Here is a 22,183-nt window from a genome sequence, read left to right as displayed (position 1 = left end):
AACCCGCGAAAAAAGGGCCGCCAGGCGGCCCCTCTTTTACAGTTCTTCGCCAGCCAACCGCTTCCCGACGGCGTAGGAGTGGCCTGGGCAAGTGTTGGGATTCCCTGTCGCTCTCGTAGGGAAATCGACTCCTCGTTGGTGCCAGTTCGATGCACGTCCGCCTTTCGATCGTGTGTTGCTTGTCTGTTCATTCCGCAAGGTATCTCGCAGTTCCCGTTCGCGGCGCAACGTGACCACGGCTTCCGGGTGTCGGTCCAATGCGCTCAGCCTGGTGCTCACGTAGTGGAGAGAGGCGGCCAGAGACGAGCGGTGAGCCGGCCTGGTCGGCTCGATCTCGGACAACCTCGAGAACCGCGCGGCGGCGTGTTGAAAAGAGAGGAGTGCCTCCTCGCTCCGGCCCAAATCAGTCTCGATCGCTCCCTTCCAATAGGAGCAAACGCCAAGCATGTTGAGGCTCGTGAGATCGGCAGGAGACCGGCTCTGAAGGTCGGCCTGGATCCGAAGGCATTCGTCGAGTGCTCGCAGGATCGCCACTCTCTCGTTTCGGGCTTCCGCCGAGGGGGCGGACCGGTGCAATGCGGCGGTCACCTCGATGAGCTGTCGGCAGCAATAATCGAGGGCGCCACGCACCGCGGCATTCGAGAAATCAAGCTTGAGGAGCCGCTCCCAATCGGTGAGCGCACGTTCCAGGATCGAGCGTGCTTTCGAAGGCCGTCCCAGCTTGATCTGGATTGTTCCGAGTCCGGTGCTTGCCCGGGCCATCATATATTGCACGTCGAAATCACCGGGATGGCTGCGAAGTTTCTGCTCACAGAGCACGAACGAGCGCAATCGGTGCCGTTCGGACTGGCGATAGAGCCGGGCGGCTTCGGCGGGTTGGCCCTTGTCCTCCTGAATTTGCCCCATGACCTGATAGCAGTGGCCCAGGTTCCGTCGCCACCAAGGGTCATCCCCACGCTCAGCGACGAGGTTCTCCAACAAGGTGCGGGCGGACTCCCAGGAAGCGACCGCAAGGTCACAATGATCGGCCGAGAATTCGAGATCCCCTTTGTGCAGGAGAATCTCGGCCAGTTCCGGCTTCAGGGCCGGCTCTTTCTTCAATTGCTCGATGAGGGCCGAGCAGTTGCCGAGGAGTCGATCGACCCACCAGGAATCGGGCGAGATCGCGTCGCGTCCGTACTGGAGCCGGTTCTTTTCGATCATCAGAGAATGGGAGAGCGCCTGATGCCCTGATTTGAGAACCGCGAGCAGTCTCAGCCGCTGTTGCTCCGAGACCACGAGATTGGCCTCCGCCTGGGCACGGAACCGTTCCGCTCGCCGCCATTCCCAGGTCACGACGCCGAAGCTGGCGATCGCCATCAGGGCGAGTGTGCCGAGAGTGGCGGCGGCAAACGGCCTGCGCCGGCAGGTGCGCCAGAGCCGTGCCATTGGTCCAACCGGTCTGGCGTGTACCGGCTCCCCACGGAGGAAGCGCCGCAAGTCGTCGGCGAGTTCGGCGCTCGACCTGTACCGTCGGCCCGGCTCCTTGGCGATCGCCTTCAAGCAGATCGTTTCCAGGTCGACCGGGACCGTGCTGTCGAACCGGTGCGGCGGAGCCGGGTCATTCTCGAGAATCTGAGCGATCAACTGATAACCGTGGCCCGGGAACGGGAGATGGCCGGTCAGGAGCTGGAACAGGACCACGCCCAGGCTATAGATATCGCTCCGCTCGTCGACGCCGTGGTGGTTTCCGCTGGCTTGTTCGGGCGGCATGTAGGCGGGGGTACCGAGCACCTGACCTTCGACGGTCAGAGCGGTTTCGTCGGCCGATGACCGGGCGAGTCCGAAGTCCATGACCCGGGGCCTGCCGTCGCCATCGATCATGATGTTCGCGGGCTTGAGGTCGCGGTGGATCACGCCAGCCTGGTGCGCCGCGGCGATCGCGTCGCAGACGGAGGCGAGCAATTCCGTCGCTTCGCGAGCGGTCGGCCGACCGCGAAGGAGCCGCTCGGCCAGGGTCTCGCCCGTGATGAACTCGCTGACGATCACGAAGCTGCCCTCGCGCTCGGCCGCGTCGTGCACCGCCACGATTCCGGGGTGGTTCAGCCGGGCAAGGCTGCGCGCCTCGCGGAGGAATCGGGTCCTCGCTTCGAGATCGGACCAGCAGCCGGAGCGAGGGAGCTTCACGGCCACGACGCGGTCGAGCTGCGTGTCGAGCGCTCGGTAGACGACGCTGAACGAGCCCTGGCCAACCTGCTCGAGCAGTTCGTAGCGATCAAGCCGATACCGGACCTCGCCGCCGGGAGCGGTCGTCGTGGGTTGCGTCCTCGGTCCCCGAGTGCGCCGCGAATCGGTTCGGAGCGAGTCGACCGCGTCGAGCAGCTCGCGGACTTGCTCCTCGCTCTCGGCCAGGACGGGGAACCTCCGGAGGTACTCAGAGGCATCGATCGGCTCTCCCCTTCGCGCCCGGAACTCCAGCTCGATGGAGACCAACTCGATCAAGAGCGAGGGGACGGACACGTCGTTCCGAAGGTATTCCTCGATAGATGGCCGCTCCCCCTCATACCAGTCGGACTCGAACTGGGCCAAGATCCGCTCTCGGCCGAGCCAGCTCGTGTTGCAAAGCGCAGAGAAAGAGGGGTCGACCTTGGCCATGGGAGGGTCTTTGTCCTTGAGGTCGGTCGTTGCGCGTTGCTCCGTTCTCCGATCAGTCGCCGATCGCTTGAAGTTCGAGCCACGACCGAACATGCTCGCGAATCCGATACACCGAGCGCTCAGCGCGGTTGAGACACTTGCCGATTTCCTTGACCGTATAACCTTGCAGGCTCAGCTCGACAACCGCCCGCTCAGCGGGGGGGAAGCTGAGCAGCAGCCGCTGGACCATCTCGGCGAGCATCGCCTCATCTTCGGGCGTCGGGTCGTCCGCAGCCCGATCATCGAGCCCGGTCGCTGTCTCGCGTTTCAAGGTGCGGCATTCGGCCGCATAGAACTGCCGACGATTGGCGCACTTCCGCAGCACGATCGTCACGAGCAAGGCCCAGACGTCGTGCCAATCTTCGACCTGGAAGTGCCCAGCGCCATAGCGTCTGAAAAAACTGCGATAGACCGACTGGACGATGTCTTGCGGATCCTCCTTGACGACGATCGACCGCCCCAGCCTGGCCCGCGTCAGGCCCATGAGCCGCCAGACCCAGCGCTCGTAGAACTCGCGGGCCGCGGCCTCGTCCCCCGCACGCAGCCGCGCCATCAATGCCCCGAACCCCACTTCCTCCGCAGAGGTCGTCGCGACGGAGTCACTGTGGTCGGTGATCATTGGCTTCACCTCGTCTCGTGACTCGCCCGCAGTCATCCTTCCCGGCTTCGCTTTCGCTCATACCTTCAAGGAGGAAAGATCAGACCCCCAAGCGAGCGCATCCCCTTGTTGCTCATTGTTTGGGAAGGCCCTCGTTGATGCAACCTTACTCTGTGCCTCAATCCCAGATTTTTTGGCGAAAAACCTTCTGGATCTTGATCCACCCTAGTGAGAGACGCCATTGGAATACCCGGGCCGACCGACGTCTTGATGGCGAGGATCAAGACAAAAAAAGGATTCCATCCACTTGCTGTTCTGTTTACGGCGCAAGCCAAGGCGACCAATAAGGCCTACGACCACTGTCGCCTTGCGGTGACGGAGGGCCTGCAAACCTCAAAGGACAGGCCTTGCGGTCCGCAGAACAGTCTCAAATGATCGCTCTCTTTTTGATTATGTTTTTTCTTCTTGAAAAGATGTTAGACCGCGACGCCCCGCGGTTCCCCTTCGTTTTGTTCCCAATCATCCGCCACCCGAGTCGACTCGGGTGGCGAAAATCGGAGATGACTCGAACATGTCGACTTCTATCGATCCACGTGGTGTGCTCCTGGCCCTGGTCTTGAGCGGCATCGGGGCACCGCTGTTCAGCGGCTGTTCGGACGCGTCCAAGCAAACGGGCACGGTCGCCCCGGCCATGTCGCCCGAGGACGTGGCGGAGACGGATCGCTCCAGGGCCGCGTACCCGAAAACACCGCCGCGGTGACGAGCTCTCCTTAGCGTATGCGAACGTTCGACTCCGCCAATTGTTTGTCATCATTCAAATCTGAAGGAGTCCAAGTCATGGGTCTCGCTCCCCGTCGCGGTTTCACCTTGATCGAGCTCTTGGTCGTCATTGCCATCATCGCCGTCTTGATCGCGCTCCTGCTGCCCGCCGTCCAGGCGGCCCGCGAGGCGGCCAGGCGCATGCAGTGCGTCAACAACCTCAAGCAGCTTGGTCTGGCCCTCCACAATTATCACAGCACCAATAACACCTTCCCGATGGGAGCGACGCTCCTCACCACGGTGACCGGCGCAAACGACTGGTGGAACAACTGGAGCACCCAGGCGTTGCTTCTGGCCAACCTCGAGCAGACGGTGATGTACAACGCGATCAACTGGAACATCTGCCCAACCTATCCCTCCGGATATCCCGCAACCGCGGCCAACGCCACGATCTATAACATGCGAGTCGCCGCTTTCATGTGCCCGTCGGACGCCATGTCGGGCCCGTCCCGCTTCAACAACTACGTAGCCTCCATCGGAACCTCGGCCGGCTTCTATGCGGACACGGCGACCGGTTTATTCGCCCGGCAGGTGGCCTGGGGTCTCAATTCCGTGACCGATGGCTCATCGAACACGATCGCGTTTTCCGAGGCGCTGGTCGGTGGGGATGCGAAGGACAATTTGACCCGGCGCAACTCGGTCGTCTTCGGCACGTCCGACGGCGGCGCCGGGATCGCCGACATCTACACCAACCTCACGGCGGTCCAGGCGGGAATCACCGCGTGCAACAGCAGTTGGAACGCTGGAACCGGTCCCTTTACGAACCGGCGCGGGGAGCGTTGGGGCTGGGGAACCACCGGGCTGTCGTTGTTCAACACCATCATCACGCCCAACTCGAAGCAGTCACCTTGGAGTTCCTGCCGCTTCTCTTGCAGTGGCTGCGGAGCCGACGGCGCCAACTTCGCCAACACCTCCAGCTTCCACACCGGCGGCGTCAACGCCCTCTTCGCCGACGGCAGCGTCAAGTTCATCAAAGACTCGATCGCCCAGACCACATGGTGGGCGCTGGGCACCCGGGGCAAGGGGGAAATCCTCAGCGCCGATGCGTACTGAACGGCCTGAATATCGAGTCTCCTTCAATTGAGCAAATCCAACATGAATGAGGTTCACAAGCAATCCGAAGTCCTCGCCGGATCAGCCCATCGCCCTGCCACGGCGGCCGACCCTAGGCGAAGGCTGATGGCTCGCGTGCTCGTCTCAGGTTTGCTGGCAGGGCTGATCGCCGGGGCGGTCGGCGAGGCGATCCACGGACGATTCGACCCCGAGGCGGCCGACCCCAACAGTCCCGGAGCCTCCAGTCACAACGCCCGCCACGCGCAAGGGCAGCGGATTGAGGCGACCCTGATCCAAGGCACGCTCGGAGGATTCCTCGGGCTTGGCCTGGGACTCGCGACAGCCAGGCCGGTGCGACGCAGCGTGGCGGGAGGAACGGCCGGCCTGATCCTGGGGCTGGCGGCAGGGGCCGGCAGTGTCTGGTGGCTGCTGCCGAGGTATCTCGCCCAAGGCGCCGACCAGATCTCGCGTGACCTGTTCGTTGCCGCCGCGTTCCACTCGGCGTTCGCCGTCGCTCTGGGAACGGCGGCCGGCGCAGCGTTTGGCATCGGGATTGGTGGCGGCCGGCAAATCCTCAAGGCCGCGATCGGAGGCTTGATCGGGGCCGTCGCCGGGGCCTGCCTCGTCCAGATCGGCGGGGCCTGCCTCTTCCCGGTGGATCAGACCTATAGCGCCGTTCCTCTCAGCCTGGCGGCTCGCCTGTTCGCTCGCTTGACTCTCGCGATCTCCATCGCTCTGGGGGCGGTACTGCTCGTCAGCCCGGAGAACGATCCCTCCTGAGAATGCCACGGGGTCGGCAGACATTTCGAAATGGCGCAATCGCGTGAATCTGATTGACTTGCGCCTGGCCTGCCTGGTACGAAGTACACGTCGCCTCTTCAAGCTTGCCAGAGTTCATTGAAGAGGGGACGGCCTCCTTCGTAATTCAACACCCGGAATGATTATCCCCGATGGGTTCGCGCCGATGCGCCACACCGCGCTGTTCGGTGTTCTTGGCCTTCTCCTTTTGGGGGCCGTCGACGGGATTGCGAGGTTCGAGTTCGCTCCTCCCAAACCGATCTATTGACACGACCTCCTGACTCTTTTGGAAGGGTATCGGCGTTCTTATGGAACCACCCCCGCTGCGGTCCGTCCTGATTGGAGAATTCTTTGGCACCCTGCTCCTGATCCTTCTGGGCAACGGAGTCGTGGCCTCGGTCCAGTTACTGGACATGCAAGGCAACTGGATTGTGATCACGACGGGGTGGGGACTCGCCGTCACGCTGGGCGTCTACGTCAGCGGCCGGCTAAGCGGCGGCCACATCAACCCGGCCGTCACGCTGGCTCTGGCCACCCGTGGCGAGGTCTCCTGGGACCGGCTGCTCCCCTACTGGTCGGCCCAGCTCGCCGGGGCATTCTGTGGCGCGGCGTTGGTTTATGCCGACTACTTCGCCGCCTTCGCGGCCTTCGAGCACACCCACCATATCGTCCGGGGGACCCTGATTGACGGCAAGCTCCCCGCAGCGGGCGGAGCGGGCGTCTTCGCCACCTACCCTGCATTCGATGGGCTGGCCGGCAACTTCTTCAGCGAATTCCTCGGCACAGCGCTCCTTCTCTTCGGCGTCCGGGCCGTGACCGATCGCCGCAACGCATCCCCCCAGATGAACCTCGAGCCGATCCTGGTCGGCGCGGTCGTCTGGGCGATCGGCCTCTCGCTCGGCGGCCTGACCGGCTACGCGATCAACCCCGCGCGTGACCTCGGCCCCAGGCTGGCGTCGGCCGTCTTCGGCTGGGGACCGGCGGTCTTTCAATCCCACAATTACTACTTCTGGGTGCCGATTGTCGGCCCACTGGCCGGCGGAATCGTGGGGACGGCTCTCTACGACCTGGCAATCCATCGCCACCTCCCCCCCGTCGACGAGCCCAGCCCGCCCGGCCGCCTCTCGCCCTGAGCCTGAGGATTGATTATTCTGGAAGAGAGGGTTCCCCCGCGCAAATCGGCTGGGGTGCCCCCTCCTCCCGCCGGAGGTGGGGTGGGATCGGCTCGCTCCGTCCCTGTCCGAGCCCTAGAATTCATTGAATTGAAGAGGCGCGCTGGGCCTTCGTCGGTCGAACCCAACCGCGACGAGCGTGTCTGGGGCATAGGGTCCCCCCCCCTGACTCATTTTTTTGGAATGATTGGTTTCTTGCCCCACCTGATCGCATTGAAAAACGAAGCGAGAAGTGAAGGACGCCGTTGATGCCCGAGACCCTGTTCGAGAAGGTATGGAAACGCCACGTGGTGACGACCACCGACGAGGCGACGCTGCTGTATGTCGACCGGCATCTCATCCACGAGGTGACGAGTCCGCAAGCGTTCGAGGGGCTCCGACTGGCCGGGCGTAAAGTCCGCCGCCGCGACCTCACGTTCGCCACGCTCGACCACAACGTTCCGACCGAGAATCAGCTCGATATTCGCGAGCCCATGTCGCGCCGGCAGGTCGAGACCCTCCGCGCGAATTGCCGCGAGTTCGACGTCACGCTCTACGACATGCAGAGCGGAAACCAGGGGATCGTCCACGTCATCGGCCCCGAGCTCGGCCTGACCTTGCCGGGCACGACGATCGTCTGCGGCGACAGCCACACCAGCACCCACGGCGCGTTCGGGGCCCTGGCGTTCGGGATCGGCACGAGCGAGGTCGAGCACGTCCTGGCCACCCAGACCCTCTGGCAGGGGCGGCAGCCGCACTCGCTCGGGATCGAGGTCACGGGCACACTGCCGGCCGGGCTCGAACCCAAGGACATCATCCTGGCCGTCATCCGGGCAATCGGCACCGGGGGAGCGACCGGGCACGTCATCGAGTACTACGGCCCAGCGATCACGGCCCTCACAATGGAAGGGCGGATGACCGTCTGCAACATGTCGATCGAGGCCGGTGCCCGCGCGGGCCTGATCGGGCCCGACGACACGACCATCCAGTACATCACCAAGGGCAACCGCCCGTTCGCCCCCAAGGGCAAGGCGCTCGAGGCTGCCCTGAACGACTGGAAGACGCTTCGGACCGACGACCCGTCCGCGTTTGACCGGCACATCTCGATCGACGCCAGCACGTTGGCACCTCAGGTCACCTGGGGAACGAACCCCGCGATGACGGTCGACGTGACGGGGCAGGTTCCCGACCCCGACCACGTCCCGTTCGCCAGCCGGGAAGACGCCCGCCGGGCCCTCGACTACATGGGCCTGACCCCCGGCACCCCGATGACCGAGATCCCCGTCGACATCGTCTTCATCGGCTCGTGCACCAACGGCCGGATCGAAGACCTCCGCACGGCGGCCAAGGTCTTCCAGGGCCGCAAGGTCGCCGCAGGGGTTCGCGCCTTGATCGTCCCGGGGAGCGAGCAGGTCCGCGACCAGGCCGAGTCGGAAGGTCTCGACCGGATCTTCTCCGAAGCCGGCGCCGAGTGGCGGCAGGCGGGGTGCAGCATGTGCCTCGCGATGAACCCCGACAAGCTGACCCCCGGCCAGCGCTCGGCCAGCACCAGCAACCGTAACTTCGAGGGCCGGCAAGGGCCTGGCGGCCGAACCCACCTCGTCAGTCCGGCCATGGCGGCGGCCGCCGCGGTCACCGGGCACTTCACCGACGTCCGCCACCTTCTCAAGTAAGGATATCATGGAACCGTTCGTGACCCATCGTGGTCGGGTGGCTGTGCTCGACTGGAGCGACGTCAACACCGACCTGATCATCCCGGCCCGCTACCTCAAGCGGATCGAGCGCACCGGCTACGGCCCCCTGCTCTTCGCCGACAAGCGGTACGCCCCCGGCGCGGCCCCGGCCGTCGACGACCCGACCGCGGCCGGCCCGGATAACCCGGAATTCCCGCTCAACGACCCGTCGAATCGAGGAGCGTCCATCCTGGTGGTCGGCCGCAACTTCGGCTGCGGCTCGAGCCGAGAGCACGCCGTCTGGGCCGTCGCCCAGGGGGGCTATCGCGCCGTGATCGCGCCCGGTAAGGGCGAAGGATTCGCCGATATCTTCGAGGGAAACGCCTTCAACAACGGCCTCCTCCCCATCGAACTCGCCGACGCCGATTGGAAGGAAATCGCCGACGCCGGTCGCACCGAAGGGGGAGCCGAGGTGACCATCGACCTCCGCGACCAGGCGATCACCCTCCACCCCGCGCAAGGCGCAGAGAAGCGATTCTCGTTCGACGTCTCCGAAGCCGATCGCCACCGCCTCCTCAACGGCCTCGACGCAATCTCCGAGACCCTGCTCAACGACGAGGCAATCCGCAAACACGAGCAGGCCGCCCCCGCCTGGCTCACACCACAGACGGCCTGAGCGGCGCCTCATCACTCGCTCGGCGAAGACTGTCTCCAGACTTGCCGAAAACCAAACGTCCTCCCTGCCTCGCGACTCGATCGCCGCGAGATGGGGAGGACGTTTTCCATTTAACAGCCCCAAAACACATCATCAACGTGCCGCATTCCGCGGCTCATCGGCAGCCTCCGCCTCGACCCTTGTCTCGTTCAACCGAAAAGCCCCCTCAATCGTTGCCCGGCGACGTCGGAGGGGCTCGTCGCGAAAGATTCCCACAAATCGTCAGTGACGTTTCTACGCATTTCGCAGAACTCATTCTACAAAGATTGATTCCGTGCCCCGACTTGGAGCCAACCGAACGGCACTCTCTTCATTTGACTTGAAGCCGCCTCGACTGGACCCGCATCCGCGTTTTTTGTTCTCTGCGCCTCCGGCGGCCGGTCACGTCGAGCTTGCGAGTTTTGTTTCGTCATGCGCATGGGGAAACCCAAGAGGGGAAGCTTGCCGGTCTGAGACATGCAGTCGTAAGCGACGAATCCCTTCAAAAGGAGTTTGACGGGAGACCCACGATTTTGACCCCGGAGAAATGCATCGCTCAATTTGAGACATACTGAACAATATTACATTCCGCAATTCCTTTCGTAAGTCTTTGAAAATTTTTTATGGAAAACTTTTCGACTGTGATAACGTCATCGTTTATATCGACTTCATTGGAAGTCTTTGTCGTTTGTTGCCGGACTGCAGAGGAGCCGTCGCGTGATCCACAAATCTTCTCACTGGGTAATCGTGGCCCCCGTGTTCATTGTCGTAACGGCCGGGTCTTGGCGGGCCCTCGGCGCGTCGGGTGACGACGAGCTGACTCGGGAAAAAGCAACGGCGAATCGGGAGGCCGCCGCCGCACTAAACTCTTCAAGCCTGCCCGAATTTCAGGATCCGGCGTTCTCTCGCTTTGTGGATCTCACGCTGCTTCGTCAGGCGATTGCGCGAAATGACGCCTCGCAGGCCGCCGATATCGCCCTGCAATTGGCGGACGGGGAACGCGTCTTGTTGCGCGAGCACAAAATCCTCAGCGCCGACATGGCCATTCGACTTGCGGCCAGCATCGCGGTCGATACGAACGATCGTGCCACACTGCAACGACTCGTCAAGGCCGCCAAGAACGTCGGCGATGACGCGCTGGCGTCCCAGATCGAGACGGTCGCGAAACTCGGCATGACGACTCGTGATGAGGGGCAGGATCTCAAGGTTTCACTACGAACCACGACTCCGGATCAGTTGGCATTCCTCAAATCGGTACTTCAGGAAGCTGACACGTCCCGACGGAGCGGCGATCTCGAGGTGCTCGGCAAACTCGAGGTGTTCGTGAAGGCCTTGACCGACTTGCCCGAGGAGCAAAAAACGTTCCTGGCCAGCCGGATCGCGAAGGCCAAGCAAGAGGTGCCCGAGGGTTCAGACAAGCTCGGCCAGGCCCTCAAGAAGCTGAATGCTTCCAGTCGTTTTGCACCGTTCGGCAACTGGCAGTCGACTTACATCGACCCCAACGGCAATTCCGTCAACGCGGCGGTGACGCTGAACGGGGCCTCGGGCTCTTACTACCTGCCGGACGGCTCGGTCGGTCAGCTCTACAACATCTCTCAAGGATTTCCGCCTGGGAATCCCGGCGTGCCGGTCAGTTCCAACGGCCTGTACGGCCAATGGCAGCTTGGCGGCAGCCAAGGCTGGTTCTACTGGGCGATGACGGGACCGAATCGTTTTCAGGGTTCCTGGGGCTTCGGCAACTTCGGAAGCCCGATGGTCAACCGGTGGTGGGGCACATTGAGCGGCGGGGGTGGAGGCGGCGGTGGACCTGTCCCAGTCCCCGTCCCATTCCCGGGTTAAAAGAAAAGGGTGAGCGAGACTCCTGGCCGGTCCCGGACGATCCTGCCGAACGCGCAGAAGGAGAGGAGGCGGGGCCGCTCGCGCGAGCGGGGGCCCCGGGGGCCGGTCAATGGACGCCCAAGGGAAATCTTTGGATGCTTCGGCACTGGAAACGGACGATCCTGTTCTGCATGGTCGGCATCGCCCGAGGGGGCGACGGTCTCGCTGCCGATCCGATTTCAAGTCCACAACCGAAGTTTGCGCTCCTCGTCGGCGTGGCGAAATATCAGAACCTCGGCGCTTCTGAGCAGCTTGACGGATCGCGTAATGATGTTGAGGCGATACGGGAACTCTTGCTGAGTTCTCGCTTCGGGTTCCAACCCGACGATGTCGTCACGCTCGTTGACGAGTCCGCCACCGGCGCAGCGATTCGCAAGGGGCTTAGCGACCTGACAAAACGGGTCCGCGACCTTCCGCCGAATTCCAGGCCCGCCCAGGTCTTGGTCCACTTCAGCGGCCACGGCTCCCAGGTGCCGGATCAACCGGAAGGGGATCCGCTTTGCGACGAGGCCGACGGCCTCGACGAGACCATCGTGCCATACGATGCCGACAAGCAGGGGGGCCTCCAGGATCTTCGCGATGACGAGCTCTTCGCGTTCGCGGAGGAGGTCTGCGCGGGGGGACGCACGCGTCTTTGGCTGGTGCTCGATTGCTGCCACTCGGGGACCGGAGCTCGAGGCGCCACCAAGGTCCGCAAGCTGGATCGAGGTCTCGCGGCCTCGGTTCCGGCTCTCGGTGGCCGCAAGATCAACGAGCGACGATTGGCCGCCGGCGCCGTGGTGCTCTCCGCCTGCCGTGCCCAGGAGGTCGAGCCCGAATACCAGCAGGGGAAAGAGCACTTCGGGCTGCTCACCCGATTCGTGCTCCAGGTGCTCAACGAGACTCGCACCCTCTCCACACTCTCCTATGAATTGCTCCGGGACGAGATTGTCTCTCGTTATCGGGTCGACCCGTCCGTCGCACAACCTCCACTTCCCCAACTCGAGGGGACCGGCAGCCTACTCCGCGATACCGTCCTCGGCTGCGGGGTTGACGCGGACCGGAAACCCTACTGGGAGGTCATGGCTTCGGGGACCGACCGCTCGGTGGCCCTTCTCAAGGCAGGTGCGTTCCACGGGATCACCGTGGGATCCCAGTTCGAGCTCTACGACCAGCCCGCCAAGATCGTCGCCAAGCCGGCCGAGGCGGAAAGAGAGAATGGCTCGACCGCCTGGCTGTCCGTGAAAGCGGTCGAAGGAGCGACCGCCACCGTCGACCTCTTCCGCTGGGAAAACGGCCGACGAACCGAGGCTCTTTTGCCGGCCGGCTTCAAGGGCGGCTTCGCCATCGAGCGGCACCACGAGCACGGGGCGTTCGGTCTCCGCCTGCGCGTCACTCGGGCAAAGTCGGCAAACAAGGATGGGCCTGGGCTCGGCCCCGACTCCCCTGACCTGCCGCCGTTGATCCTCGAAACGCTGACGACCGCGAATCGCCCCGAGGAGTCACGTTGGTTGCAGTGGGCCACGGGCGATCAGCCCTGCGACTACCTCCTCCGGATCGACGGAAACGTTGCCGCACTCTTCCCGGCCACAGGACGGCCTAAGCTCGAGATCGACACGTCCTCGCCTTTGGAGAAAAGCAACGTACCCGCGTCGCTGAGAGGAGGCTGGGGCCCATTCTCCCTTGAGGTCCCCGAAGAGGCGGGCCCCGCACTTCAGCAGACGCTCCGCCAGATTTGCCGCGCCCGGAACCTCATCCGGCTGTCCGAGGCTCGGCGCTCCACCGATCAGGCCAGCCCCATCACAATCGAGTTGTTGGCCGTCACGGTGGACGAATCCGGCGCGATCGCGAAAACAGGTCCCTGGCCCGTTGAAGAAGGGGGGCTGGTGGTGCGCAAAGGGGGCCGCTACGCCTATCGGATCGCAAACGCCGAAGCGTCGCAAAAGCCGTGGTACATCACCGTCCTGGCGGTCGACGCCGACCTCGGGATCGACCAGGTCTTGCCCTACCAGGAGGCTGCCGGGGGCGAGGTCTCTGGCGAGCAACGGCTCGACCCCGGTCAGTCGCGGATCACCGATGCATTCGAGTGCGACGGAAGCTTCGGAGACCGGCTCACGATCATCCTCGCGACCCGCGAGCCCAACTCGTACTACATGCTCTCTCAGCCCAATCTTCCCAAGACCCGAGGCGAGGACAATCTGGGAGGCAAGGGGGCTTCGCTCGATACCCTCTTGCTCGAACAGACCTACTTCAAAACGCGGGGCGACAAACGCATGAAGCCCCGAAGGCTCTATGACGAGTCCTGGACGGCCGGCACCGTCTCATTCAGGGCCAGCCCCTAACGAACTCAGCCCCACTCAGGTGTATCGCTTCGAGCCATTCATTGCCACCTACCGGGAAGGTCCGATTGCAAGTTCCTTTGGGTCATCAGCTTGAAGAGGGACAATGGGCGGGAACCAGACTGATTCCACACATGATTTGACACAACAAATTTCAACTAAATAAGCTTCAACGATGCAAGCACATCTGATTTTTTGCCTATAAATACGAGGATCGCCATCGTGATGTGATTCGTCGTCTTCGAAATTCGGGTTCAAGCTCACTCGAGCTGCGCGGAGAGCAAGTGATCCCGTTGGAACCGCTTCGACGCGGCTCACCAGATCGGCCCAGCCTTCTTTTTTTTCTTGGAGTGCATCCATGTTGAGGCATCGAATGAGAAGCCGTCGTCGGGAAGTGGCCGCCGTTGGGCTCTTCCTCTTAGCCACCCTTCTCGCTACAGAACCGCTCCGGGCGGATGGAGACGAGGGGGTCACGAAACCGGTGGCGACCGACCGCGCAGCGAGCCCAGCGCGGGCCGTGCCGAAATCGGCGGATCCCTTTCCGCTGAGCGAAGAGCTGCAAGACCCCGGCTTCAGCCGGTATGTCGACCTGAAGCTTCTGTCCACCGCCTGGCGAGAGATGGATGCGGCACTCATGGCCGACGTCGCCCTCCAGCTCGCCTCCGGCGAAGAAGCCCTGCAGCGACCGCATCAAGCTTTGAACTCGCGACAGGTCGCGGAATTAGCCGCGCAGCTCGCCATCGAGACCAATCAACCGGAAACCATCGACCGCCTGATCCGAGCCGCCAAGGCGCGAAACAACGACGCGCTGGCCAACGCGCTCAATGTCACTCGCAAGCTCGCATCCACGTCTCGGGGGGACTCCCCTGCCCCTGTCTCCATCGACGATCTTAGCACAACAGAAGTGGCATTACTGAAGACTTGGATGGGCAAGATCAAGTCGGCCAAGCTCGCGGCCGATCGTGAGGCGCTCAACCAGCTCGACAGCCAGATCCCCAAGATCATCGATCTGAAGGATAAGCAACGCCAAGCCTTGAAGGAAATGGTGGCCGAGGCGACTCGGAACCTGCCGGAGGGAAAGAGCGAACCGTCGTCGGTTTCCAAGCTTCTCGACAAGCTCTCGGCCGGCAACCGTCCGGGGCCGCAGGCGTACCAACAAGTGGTCGGTGGCAATTACTCCTCCAGGTTTCAGGTTCAGTTCACGATTCAGCTAATCAGCATCCCCGGATACGATTTCTACGCGGCCCGGCTGACATCGCCGCCGCCGCCCGGCTCGCCGTTCGATCAGATCGGACTCGCCCTGGGCGATGTCGTCGTGCGACTCGACGGCATTCCCGTGACCAACGCCAACGAGATGGACAATCACTACGGCCAAACCTTCGTCCGCTTCATCAAGGCAGGGACCACCTGGGTTCAGAACGGGACGGTCTACCTGGGAGGGAACGGTTTCCCTAGCAGCGGTGGAGGTGGGGTATCTCCCTGATCGGGATCACCGTCGGTTTTCATGTTCGAATCCATCGATTCGGTAACGCGTGACGAGGGGATTCTCGGCCCAGGGATCTATCCCAAAAGCCCGAGAATCCCCGTTCCAGTCGGCTGGAGTTTGAAGGACAATCGCCCATGAATCGCCCTTCCCTCAGCGCCCGTCACGGCCTCGCTCTCTGGCTCGCCAGTGGGCTCATCCTCGGAGGCGTTGGGGTCCCGCCTGCCCATGGGATGGACGAGGCTGCAAGTCCAAGTCACGCCTTTTTGATTGTGGTCGATGGGCAAGGGGGACTGTCGGTCAAGGAGGTCAACGGAACAGCGGTCGAGCTCGCCCCAGGGTCTCGTGGCCTGATCGTCTGGGAGAATGGCGGTCAAGAACGTTGGGCTTTCCTCGGGCAAGGAGGCCGCTGGGCGCGGGAGGAACTTGAGCGGAACACGGAAGGGGCCGCCATGCTTTCGGCCGCGACTCGAGGCCGAGGCCCGGCTGAAACGGTTGCGGGCGGGAATGGTTCGATCCCGTCGACCACGTTCCTGGTCCCGCTGCTCGGGTCGTCGGTCATGCGGGGAAACTCCCCCTTCTTGACCCCGTCCAATGGGCCGTTGATCGGGCCTCGGATCACGATCCGACGGCGGCCCGCACCTCAAGGCCCCCCCTTTCCCGAAGCAGCGGCGTTGCTCCTTCGGGACGGCCATCTCCTCGTCAAGATCGCACTTCCCGAAGGGAAGCATCAACTGTCGTGGAGCGAGATCCCAGGATTACCCCCCGCGCTCGCGGCGGGGTTACCCGCCGGCGAGTACGTCCTTCGAATCGAAGGGGGAGGCGAATCCGTGACCTTTCGGGTCGAGGACGATGCCCTTCGCGAGGAGGTGCAACGCCCACTCGATGAGCTGGCCAAGCTTCGCGGCCAGGGCGCAGACGGGCTCTCCGCCCTGGTTGCGGTCGCCCACTTGCTGACCCAGGTCGACGAGGAGGGCAAACCCCTGGCCTACCTGACCGACGCATTCGACGTCGTGGATCATTTGCCGGAGGAGGAGCTCACGTCGTTCCTCCGCCAAACCCGCTCCGACCTGGAGCGACGTTTAGCCGGAGCGGCCGTGGCCGACCCATCCTCGCTGGTGGACCCGACGGGGGACTCGAAAATCGACCAGGCGCGAGGCCAATTCCGCGCAGGGCGATGGCGGGAGGCAATGGCGACACTTGCGGCGATCGACCAGGGGGAAGCAACTCCTCGGAGTCAAGCCTTGGCCAAGCTCTACAACGCCGTGATCCGTGCGGAGTCGGGATTGGCCCTGGAAGCACAGGCCGACCGCCTCTTCCGTGAGGCCTTGGTTGCGGTCGAAGCCCTCGGGCGCGACGGGAACGAGAGCGAGTCGACGACCGCCGACCAATTCCGGGCGCACAATAACTATGGGAATTTCCTGCTGGGTCGCTCGCAGGACCGGCTTCAGAACCACGCCTACCAGATCGTGACCGGGGGCCGGCTCCCGATCCTGTCGACGCTGAGCGACTGGCACGCCGCCCTCCACGAGTACGACTCCGCTCGAACCTTGGCGAAAGGGATGCAGCAGCCAGCTCAGGCCGCGGTCGTCGAGACCAATCTCGCCCGCCTCTACGCGCTCCTCGCCGACCTGATCCAAACCCTCGAAGATCCAGCCTCGGAAGAGCGCCGGTTCCCGGCCGCGGTCCTTGCGGCGACGGAACAGGCGAGGACACTCGCGGCCGGGGTTGTCGCCGACTCCCGCGACGACGTTCGGGTGGAGCCCGTGATCCGGGCAACGGCTCGCGAGATCCTGGCACAACTCGCATTCAGAAATCATACCACAGACCTCGGCCGCCCCGAGGCACGGAGTTCGTTCGCAGACTGTGAACGGCTCACCCAGCAGGCGTTGCAGGAATACGAGGAGGCCGGATCGCTCGTCGGCATCGAGAGCACGCACCGGCTACTCGCCCTGAATCAGCTCCGATCGGGGCCTCAGGATTCGGGAGCCGGGGAAACGGCCCACCGCAAGCAGGCGCTCCAGGGTCTTCTGATCGCGCACCGCCTCTCCCAATTCGTCCTCGACCAGGTTCCGGGAGATGGGGTCGGGCTGGGGGTCGCCGGCTTCATCGCCCGCCGTGCCTATCTCAACGAGCAGATCGTCGAGTTACTGATCGCCGACGGGCAGCCCGCCGAGGCGCTTCACTACGCCGAACTGGCCAAGGCCCGCGCGCTCGAGGGTCTTCTCGCCGCCAGCCGGACCAGAGCCCAGGCCGACGAGGAAGGGCCACGTCCATTGCCGGCGATCCTCGCCGATTGGCCTCGCGAAGTGGCTGCGGTCGAATACCTCATCGGCTCCAGGCGGGCCTGGGCTTTCGTGGTGACGACGTCGGGCCAAGTCCTGGTCTTCGAGTTGAAGGATCGAGAGGGACACCCCATCGCTTCCCAGGCTTTGGTTGCACGAGTCCGGACCTACCTTCGCGGGGTGGAGAACTACGCCACCCGAATGCGAAGCCGGCTCCTGGCTGGCCAGGGGTTCGACCATCAGTGGCAAGAGACCCTCCACGAGTTCGCAATCGATTTGCTGCCCACCGACCTGCTCGCGGAACTCAGGAAGGCAAAGACGGTCGTGGTGGTCCCCCATCATATCCTCCACTACTTTCCTTTTGCGGCCTTGGTGACCGAGCGAGACGCAGGCCGAAAAGATTCGTCGGAGATGGTTCAACCCCGATTCTTGCTCGATGAGCCGTTTGCCCTTTGCCACTCTCCGTCGCTGACGACGTGGGACCTGTTGCGACAACGCGCCCCTCGACCGATCACGCGAGTTGGTGCCGCCGGGATCGCCAATTTCCCTGGAGCCGCCCCACTGCCCGGCGTCCGTGATGACCTTGCCAACCTCCGGAAAGCCTTCGGCGGCAAGGTGGACCGTGTCTATCTCGAAGGGGAGGCAAGCGAGGCGGCCGGTCGATCCTTGCTCTCCCAAGCCGGGATGGTTCTTTTCGCCACCCACGGCACGAACGTCGCCGACCGTCCGTTGACGAGTTCCATCCTGCTCTTTCCCGAAGCGAAGGATGATGGTCGGCTTACCGCAGAGGAGCTTTTTGGGGGTTCGACCCAGGCGGATCTGGTGGTCCTGAGCGCCTGCTACACGGGCCTCGCCGATCGCTCGCCCTTGCCTGGGGACGACCTCTTCGGGATTCAACGGGCCCTGCTGAGGTCCGGGGCAAGGACCGTCGTCTCCGGCCTCTGGGATGTCTACGACGGCTCCGGTCCAGAGTTGATCGGCGCCTTCTTCAACAACCTGGCGGCGGGCGAACCAGCCCCTCAAGCCCTCTCGACGTCTCAGAGAGCCTTTCTCAAAAAGTTGCGGACCTCCGCCGATCCGGAACCTTGGATCCATCCCTACTTCTGGGCCGTCTACACCGCTTCCGGCGATGATCGAACACGATTCGGAAACTGATGCGACTCTCCAGTCTCCGGACGAAATCGCATTCCATCGCCGGGAAGTGTTTCACACCGACTGCGAACGAAATAAATCTCATTATTTTGCGTAGACAATATCATGATCATCACAACTCGATACCAATGGGCGATTCGACTGATCGTCGTTGCGATCCCCCTGGCGGCGTGGACTCCATGCCCGGGTCAGGATCTCACCACAGAAGCAGCCGCCGCATCAAAGGATGACGCACTTTCCGAGACCGAGCCCGTGGCGACCCGGGGGGACCGTCGTCTTACCCCACGGAGCAAAGCCCCCTCCACGGGGGGAATCCAATACCGCAAGCGCTGGGCGCTTGTGGTCGGGATCAACTACAAGGCGACGGATCGCGAGACGATCAAGGATGGCGGCACTTCGCGTGAATTGAAGAATGCAGAAAACGATGCGTTGGCCGTGGCCGAGCTTCTTAAAGCCAAGTATGGATACGGACAAGACGGAGCTCTCGAGCTCCTGCTTGGCAAGCAGGCCACCAAGGAGGAGATCAGTAAACGGCTCGGTCAGGGCCTTCTTGGGAATACCGAGGAGGTTCACGAAGACGACAGTGTGGTCTTCTACTTCTCCGGACACGGCGAGCGCGGAGCGGGTCCGGCCGATGAGAAGCGGGCCGATGGCCACCCGGGCTTTCTCTTGCCGATCGACTTCAAGCGACTCAAGGTCGGCGAGCGTGAGGAGCTCTTTGAAACCTCGGCGATCGACCTGGCGGAGGTAGTTCGGCTGCTGAACAAGTGCCCCGCCCGGCACAAGCTGCTCATTCTGGATTGCTGCCATTCCGGCACGGTGTTTCAAATCCAGGTCACGGGAGCCGCAGGCGGCCAGTTTGAGCACCAGGACAATGATCCAACCCTTTTTGGCGAGCGGTCGCTCCAGGCAGTGACGGCAAGCCGCGATCTCGCCTCGGACGGCCAAGGGCAAGATAAGAACTCGCCGTTTACCCGCTCCTTACTGCGTGCGCTCAACGCGGTCCCCCCGAAGCTGCCCCGCAATCGTTACTACTTCACGACGAACCAGCTCTTCCATGCGATGCGCGCGTACCTCGACGGAAATCTGCCGCCGAAACAGTCTCCACAATGCCGCTGGCTGGACGACGAACGAAGCGGCGAATTCCACTTCTTCCCAGACCCGGGCGCCTCGTTCGTTGAAGAGGTTTCCCGCGAGTCTCGACAGCTCTTGCTGGCCATGGTGCCAAGCACATTTGGGAACTGGTGGGCGGACGAGATGCCGTGGTTCATGCCGGGCCTTCGGCTTGAGATTCTCAAAGACAAGCTTGAATCGCGCTCGATGGCCGACGAGATCGACAAGGACAAGCTCCGTGAAGCCGCCCGCCAAAGCGTTCGCCGGCTCGAAGGAGACGGGCACCTCTCCGCGCCCCTTCGGATGAGGCTCAACCACCTCAAGACAATGCTCCAGCTCGATCAGCAGAAGGATCGCAACGGGCAAATGCACTCCGTCGTCAAGACGCTAAAAGCGTCGGTGGAAACGACCGGCAAACGGGACGAGGTGGAGGCCGTCGACCTCCATTACCTGGCCGTCTTGCAACACAAGCTCGGCGACCACGCCGAGGCGCAAACGAACTACATCCAGGCCCTCCAACGCTACGAGGCCGAGGAAAAGATCTCGCTCCTGGTTCGCCCCCTGAGGGCCCTCTGCTTGCTAGACCTCGGGATGCTCGAACTGACGGTCCTGAATGATTACGCCGAGGCGTTCCGGCGATTCACCGAGGCGGAATCGATGTTCGGCCTCGGTTCCCCTGCTCCATTCAAGGTCTACTGCCTGAGCAAACAAGCCGATTCGCTGCGGCGAGACGGGATCACGGGTCCTGCCGAGCGGCGCATGGACGATGCGATCCAGTTGACCGAGGCGTTCGACCCGAAGTCGGAACATCCGCTGACCGCCTCGGCCTGGAAATACTACGCCTGGGCCTGCATGGAACAGTGGAAGTTCCCCCAGGCCGCCGAGAAGTTCACCCGGGCCGGCGAAATCCTCAGCTTGCCAGCCAACCTCAACCGCGACGAGTGTTCGATCGATCGCTTTCACATCGACCATGGCCTGGCCATGATCCACCGCTTCCAGGGCAGGGATGACCTCGCCCTGGAAGCCTATCGCACGCTCACCCCCGCCCTCACCACGGCGCTCACCGAGTTGGAGGCGCGCAAGGTCGAAGTCTCCAACTTCGCCGAGGTCCGCTCTCTCTTATACGATCGACTCGTCAACAGCCTCGAACGCCAGGCGGACTGCTCCATGTTCGGCCGGGATCCTAACTACGCCGAGGCCGCCGATGACTATCGTCGAGCGCTCTTGAAGGTCGACCAGATTCCGAAGGCAACGCGCGACCAGGTCCGAAAGGACCTCCTCTATCGTCGAGCCATCGCACTCTCGCTCCAAGACCTCCATGCAGAGAGACGTACCGAAGTCGATGCCGCCCGACCGTCGGCCTCGATCCTCCAACTGGCCCGCCACCTGAGAACGGCTGCGGACGCGATCGGGAGCAAGAAGAGCGATCCCTTGAAGGTAAGCCTGTCAGCCGCACTTGCACATGCCTGTCCTGGTGGAATCGAGCAGGATCCCAAGGCCCCCGCCGGCGCTCCTCAGCCGAACCTGTCGGACCTCTGCAAATTGCTCGAAGAGCTCCGGGAGACCAGCCGTGACTTCGACCGCGATGAACTGGAGCGGCTGATGTTTGCCTACAAGTTCCTGATCGAACTCGAGACTCCCGAATCCGACCCCTTTCTGAAGATCGAATATGCGGACATGCTCTTACGTCTGTGCCAGTCGGCCATCCATCGCGCGGCCGCCGACCCGGACGTCTTGAAGTATCTGCGCCCCTACTACGACGTGGCCTTCCTGGCCAAGGCGAAGTATCAGCCGGATCGCGTCAAGGAGCTGATCGAGCTCGTCTGGGAGGCGACCACCGGAACCCCCTACCACAAGCCGAAGACGATCCGCCCGGTCCTGGCCTTGTACCTCGCAGGAGGCCGCTGCCACCTGCTGCTGGACCCGTCGCGAGGCACCCCAACCATGTTCGCCCTCGACCGTTCGGCCGAGGACCTCCGCCGGGCAAGCCAGAGCCAGTGGGCGTTGAGCTGCCCTGAAGACCTCCAGCGAGCCCTCCGTCGGCTCGACCTCAAGGCCGATCAGAAAGTCCTTCTCATCTGGCGCGACCCGGTTGAAGGAATCGGCACGCGCATCCCCAGCCCATCCCTCCCCGGTTTGGTCGAGCGGCCCACCGCCGAGAAACCGATCACGATCAGTACGGCCTTGGAAGACGCTCCCGAGGCGGTCTTCCCCTTCGATTTGCGATCCTCGTTCTATTACCAGTCGACGCCCGAGCAAGTGATTGAAGACATCGCCTCGGTCAAGCTCCCTCCGAAGCCCGATCCTCACCAAACGGCGGCCGGTCCCTCAACTCGCAGCGCAGATCAACCTCGAACAGGGCCGGCCACTCAGTTCAAGCGGCCCGAGGATCAAGACCAGGCGGCATCCCCCTCCCCACCAAAGTCGTGAAGCCGGCATAGCGCATTCTGTTTCAGAGCTCTGCCACCGTGTTCGGGAGACATTCGGTCGCGTTT

Annotated in this window: 13 protein-coding genes; 11 read left to right on the top strand and 2 right to left on the bottom strand. The window is 63.2% G+C overall.

What is annotated here, in order from left to right:
• Window positions 1–36 precede the first annotated feature (36 nt).
• Window positions 37–2,727, bottom strand: a complete 2,691-nt coding sequence (locus SINAC_RS38000) for a serine/threonine-protein kinase (protein WP_015247116.1) — start codon at window positions 2,725–2,727, stop codon at window positions 37–39.
• A complete protein-coding gene (locus tag SINAC_RS18365; RefSeq protein WP_015247115.1) occupies window positions 2,687–3,292 on the bottom strand; it encodes an RNA polymerase sigma factor in 606 nt (201 codons plus the stop codon). The genes SINAC_RS38000 and SINAC_RS18365 overlap by 41 nt, the downstream gene beginning before the upstream one ends.
• 550 nt (window positions 3,293–3,842) lie before the next feature.
• Between SINAC_RS18365 and SINAC_RS18360 the strand changes: the two genes are divergently transcribed.
• The 11 genes from SINAC_RS18360 to SINAC_RS18310 all read left to right on the top strand — a co-directional run bounded on the left by SINAC_RS18360 (window position 3,843) and on the right by SINAC_RS18310 (window position 22,118).
• Window positions 3,843–4,031: a hypothetical protein gene (locus SINAC_RS18360; protein ID WP_015247114.1), complete on the top strand. Its 189-nt coding sequence runs from the start codon at window positions 3,843–3,845 to the stop codon at window positions 4,029–4,031.
• Between the two features lie 77 nt (window positions 4,032–4,108).
• Window positions 4,109–5,143: a DUF1559 domain-containing protein gene (locus tag SINAC_RS18355; protein WP_015247113.1), complete on the top strand. Its 1,035-nt coding sequence runs from the start codon at window positions 4,109–4,111 to the stop codon at window positions 5,141–5,143.
• A gap of 42 nt (window positions 5,144–5,185) precedes the next feature.
• Window positions 5,186–5,923: a hypothetical protein gene (locus SINAC_RS18350; protein ID WP_015247112.1), complete on the top strand. Its 738-nt coding sequence runs from the start codon at window positions 5,186–5,188 to the stop codon at window positions 5,921–5,923.
• A gap of 326 nt (window positions 5,924–6,249) precedes the next feature.
• A complete protein-coding gene (locus SINAC_RS18345; RefSeq protein WP_015247111.1) occupies window positions 6,250–7,074 on the top strand; it encodes an MIP/aquaporin family protein in 825 nt (274 codons plus the stop codon).
• A gap of 287 nt (window positions 7,075–7,361) precedes the next feature.
• On the top strand, window positions 7,362–8,765 hold the full coding sequence (gene leuC, locus SINAC_RS18340) for a 3-isopropylmalate dehydratase large subunit (protein ID WP_015247110.1): 1,404 nt from the start codon (window positions 7,362–7,364) through the stop codon (window positions 8,763–8,765).
• Window positions 8,766–8,772: 7 nt separating this feature from the next.
• Window positions 8,773–9,441 (top strand): 3-isopropylmalate dehydratase small subunit, encoded by a 669-nt coding sequence (gene leuD, locus SINAC_RS18335; protein WP_015247109.1) that lies wholly within the window; start codon window positions 8,773–8,775, stop codon window positions 9,439–9,441.
• 735 nt (window positions 9,442–10,176) lie between these two features.
• The gene (locus SINAC_RS18330) at window positions 10,177–11,298 is read left to right on the top strand and encodes a hypothetical protein (protein ID WP_015247108.1); all 1,122 of its coding nucleotides are present in this window, start codon (window positions 10,177–10,179) and stop codon (window positions 11,296–11,298) included.
• Between the two features lie 134 nt (window positions 11,299–11,432).
• Window positions 11,433–13,658 (top strand): caspase family protein, encoded by a 2,226-nt coding sequence (locus SINAC_RS18325; protein ID WP_015247107.1) that lies wholly within the window; start codon window positions 11,433–11,435, stop codon window positions 13,656–13,658.
• Between the two features lie 370 nt (window positions 13,659–14,028).
• The gene (locus SINAC_RS18320; RefSeq protein ID WP_015247106.1) at window positions 14,029–15,138 is read left to right on the top strand and encodes a hypothetical protein; all 1,110 of its coding nucleotides are present in this window, start codon (window positions 14,029–14,031) and stop codon (window positions 15,136–15,138) included.
• A 137-nt stretch (window positions 15,139–15,275) separates the two neighbouring features.
• Entirely contained in the window at window positions 15,276–18,578 is a 3,303-nt protein-coding gene (locus tag SINAC_RS18315) for a CHAT domain-containing protein (RefSeq protein ID WP_015247105.1), read from the top strand.
• A gap of 102 nt (window positions 18,579–18,680) precedes the next feature.
• Window positions 18,681–22,118, top strand: a complete 3,438-nt coding sequence (locus SINAC_RS18310) for a caspase family protein (RefSeq protein WP_015247104.1) — start codon at window positions 18,681–18,683, stop codon at window positions 22,116–22,118.
• The last annotated feature ends 65 nt before the right edge of the window (window positions 22,119–22,183 follow it).

It is taken from the genome of Singulisphaera acidiphila DSM 18658, assembly GCF_000242455.2.
GTDB lineage: Bacteria > Planctomycetota > Planctomycetia > Isosphaerales > Isosphaeraceae > Singulisphaera > Singulisphaera acidiphila.
The sequence above is the reverse complement of the archived record's forward strand: the minus strand, read 5'-3'. Positions and strand labels throughout refer to the sequence as shown.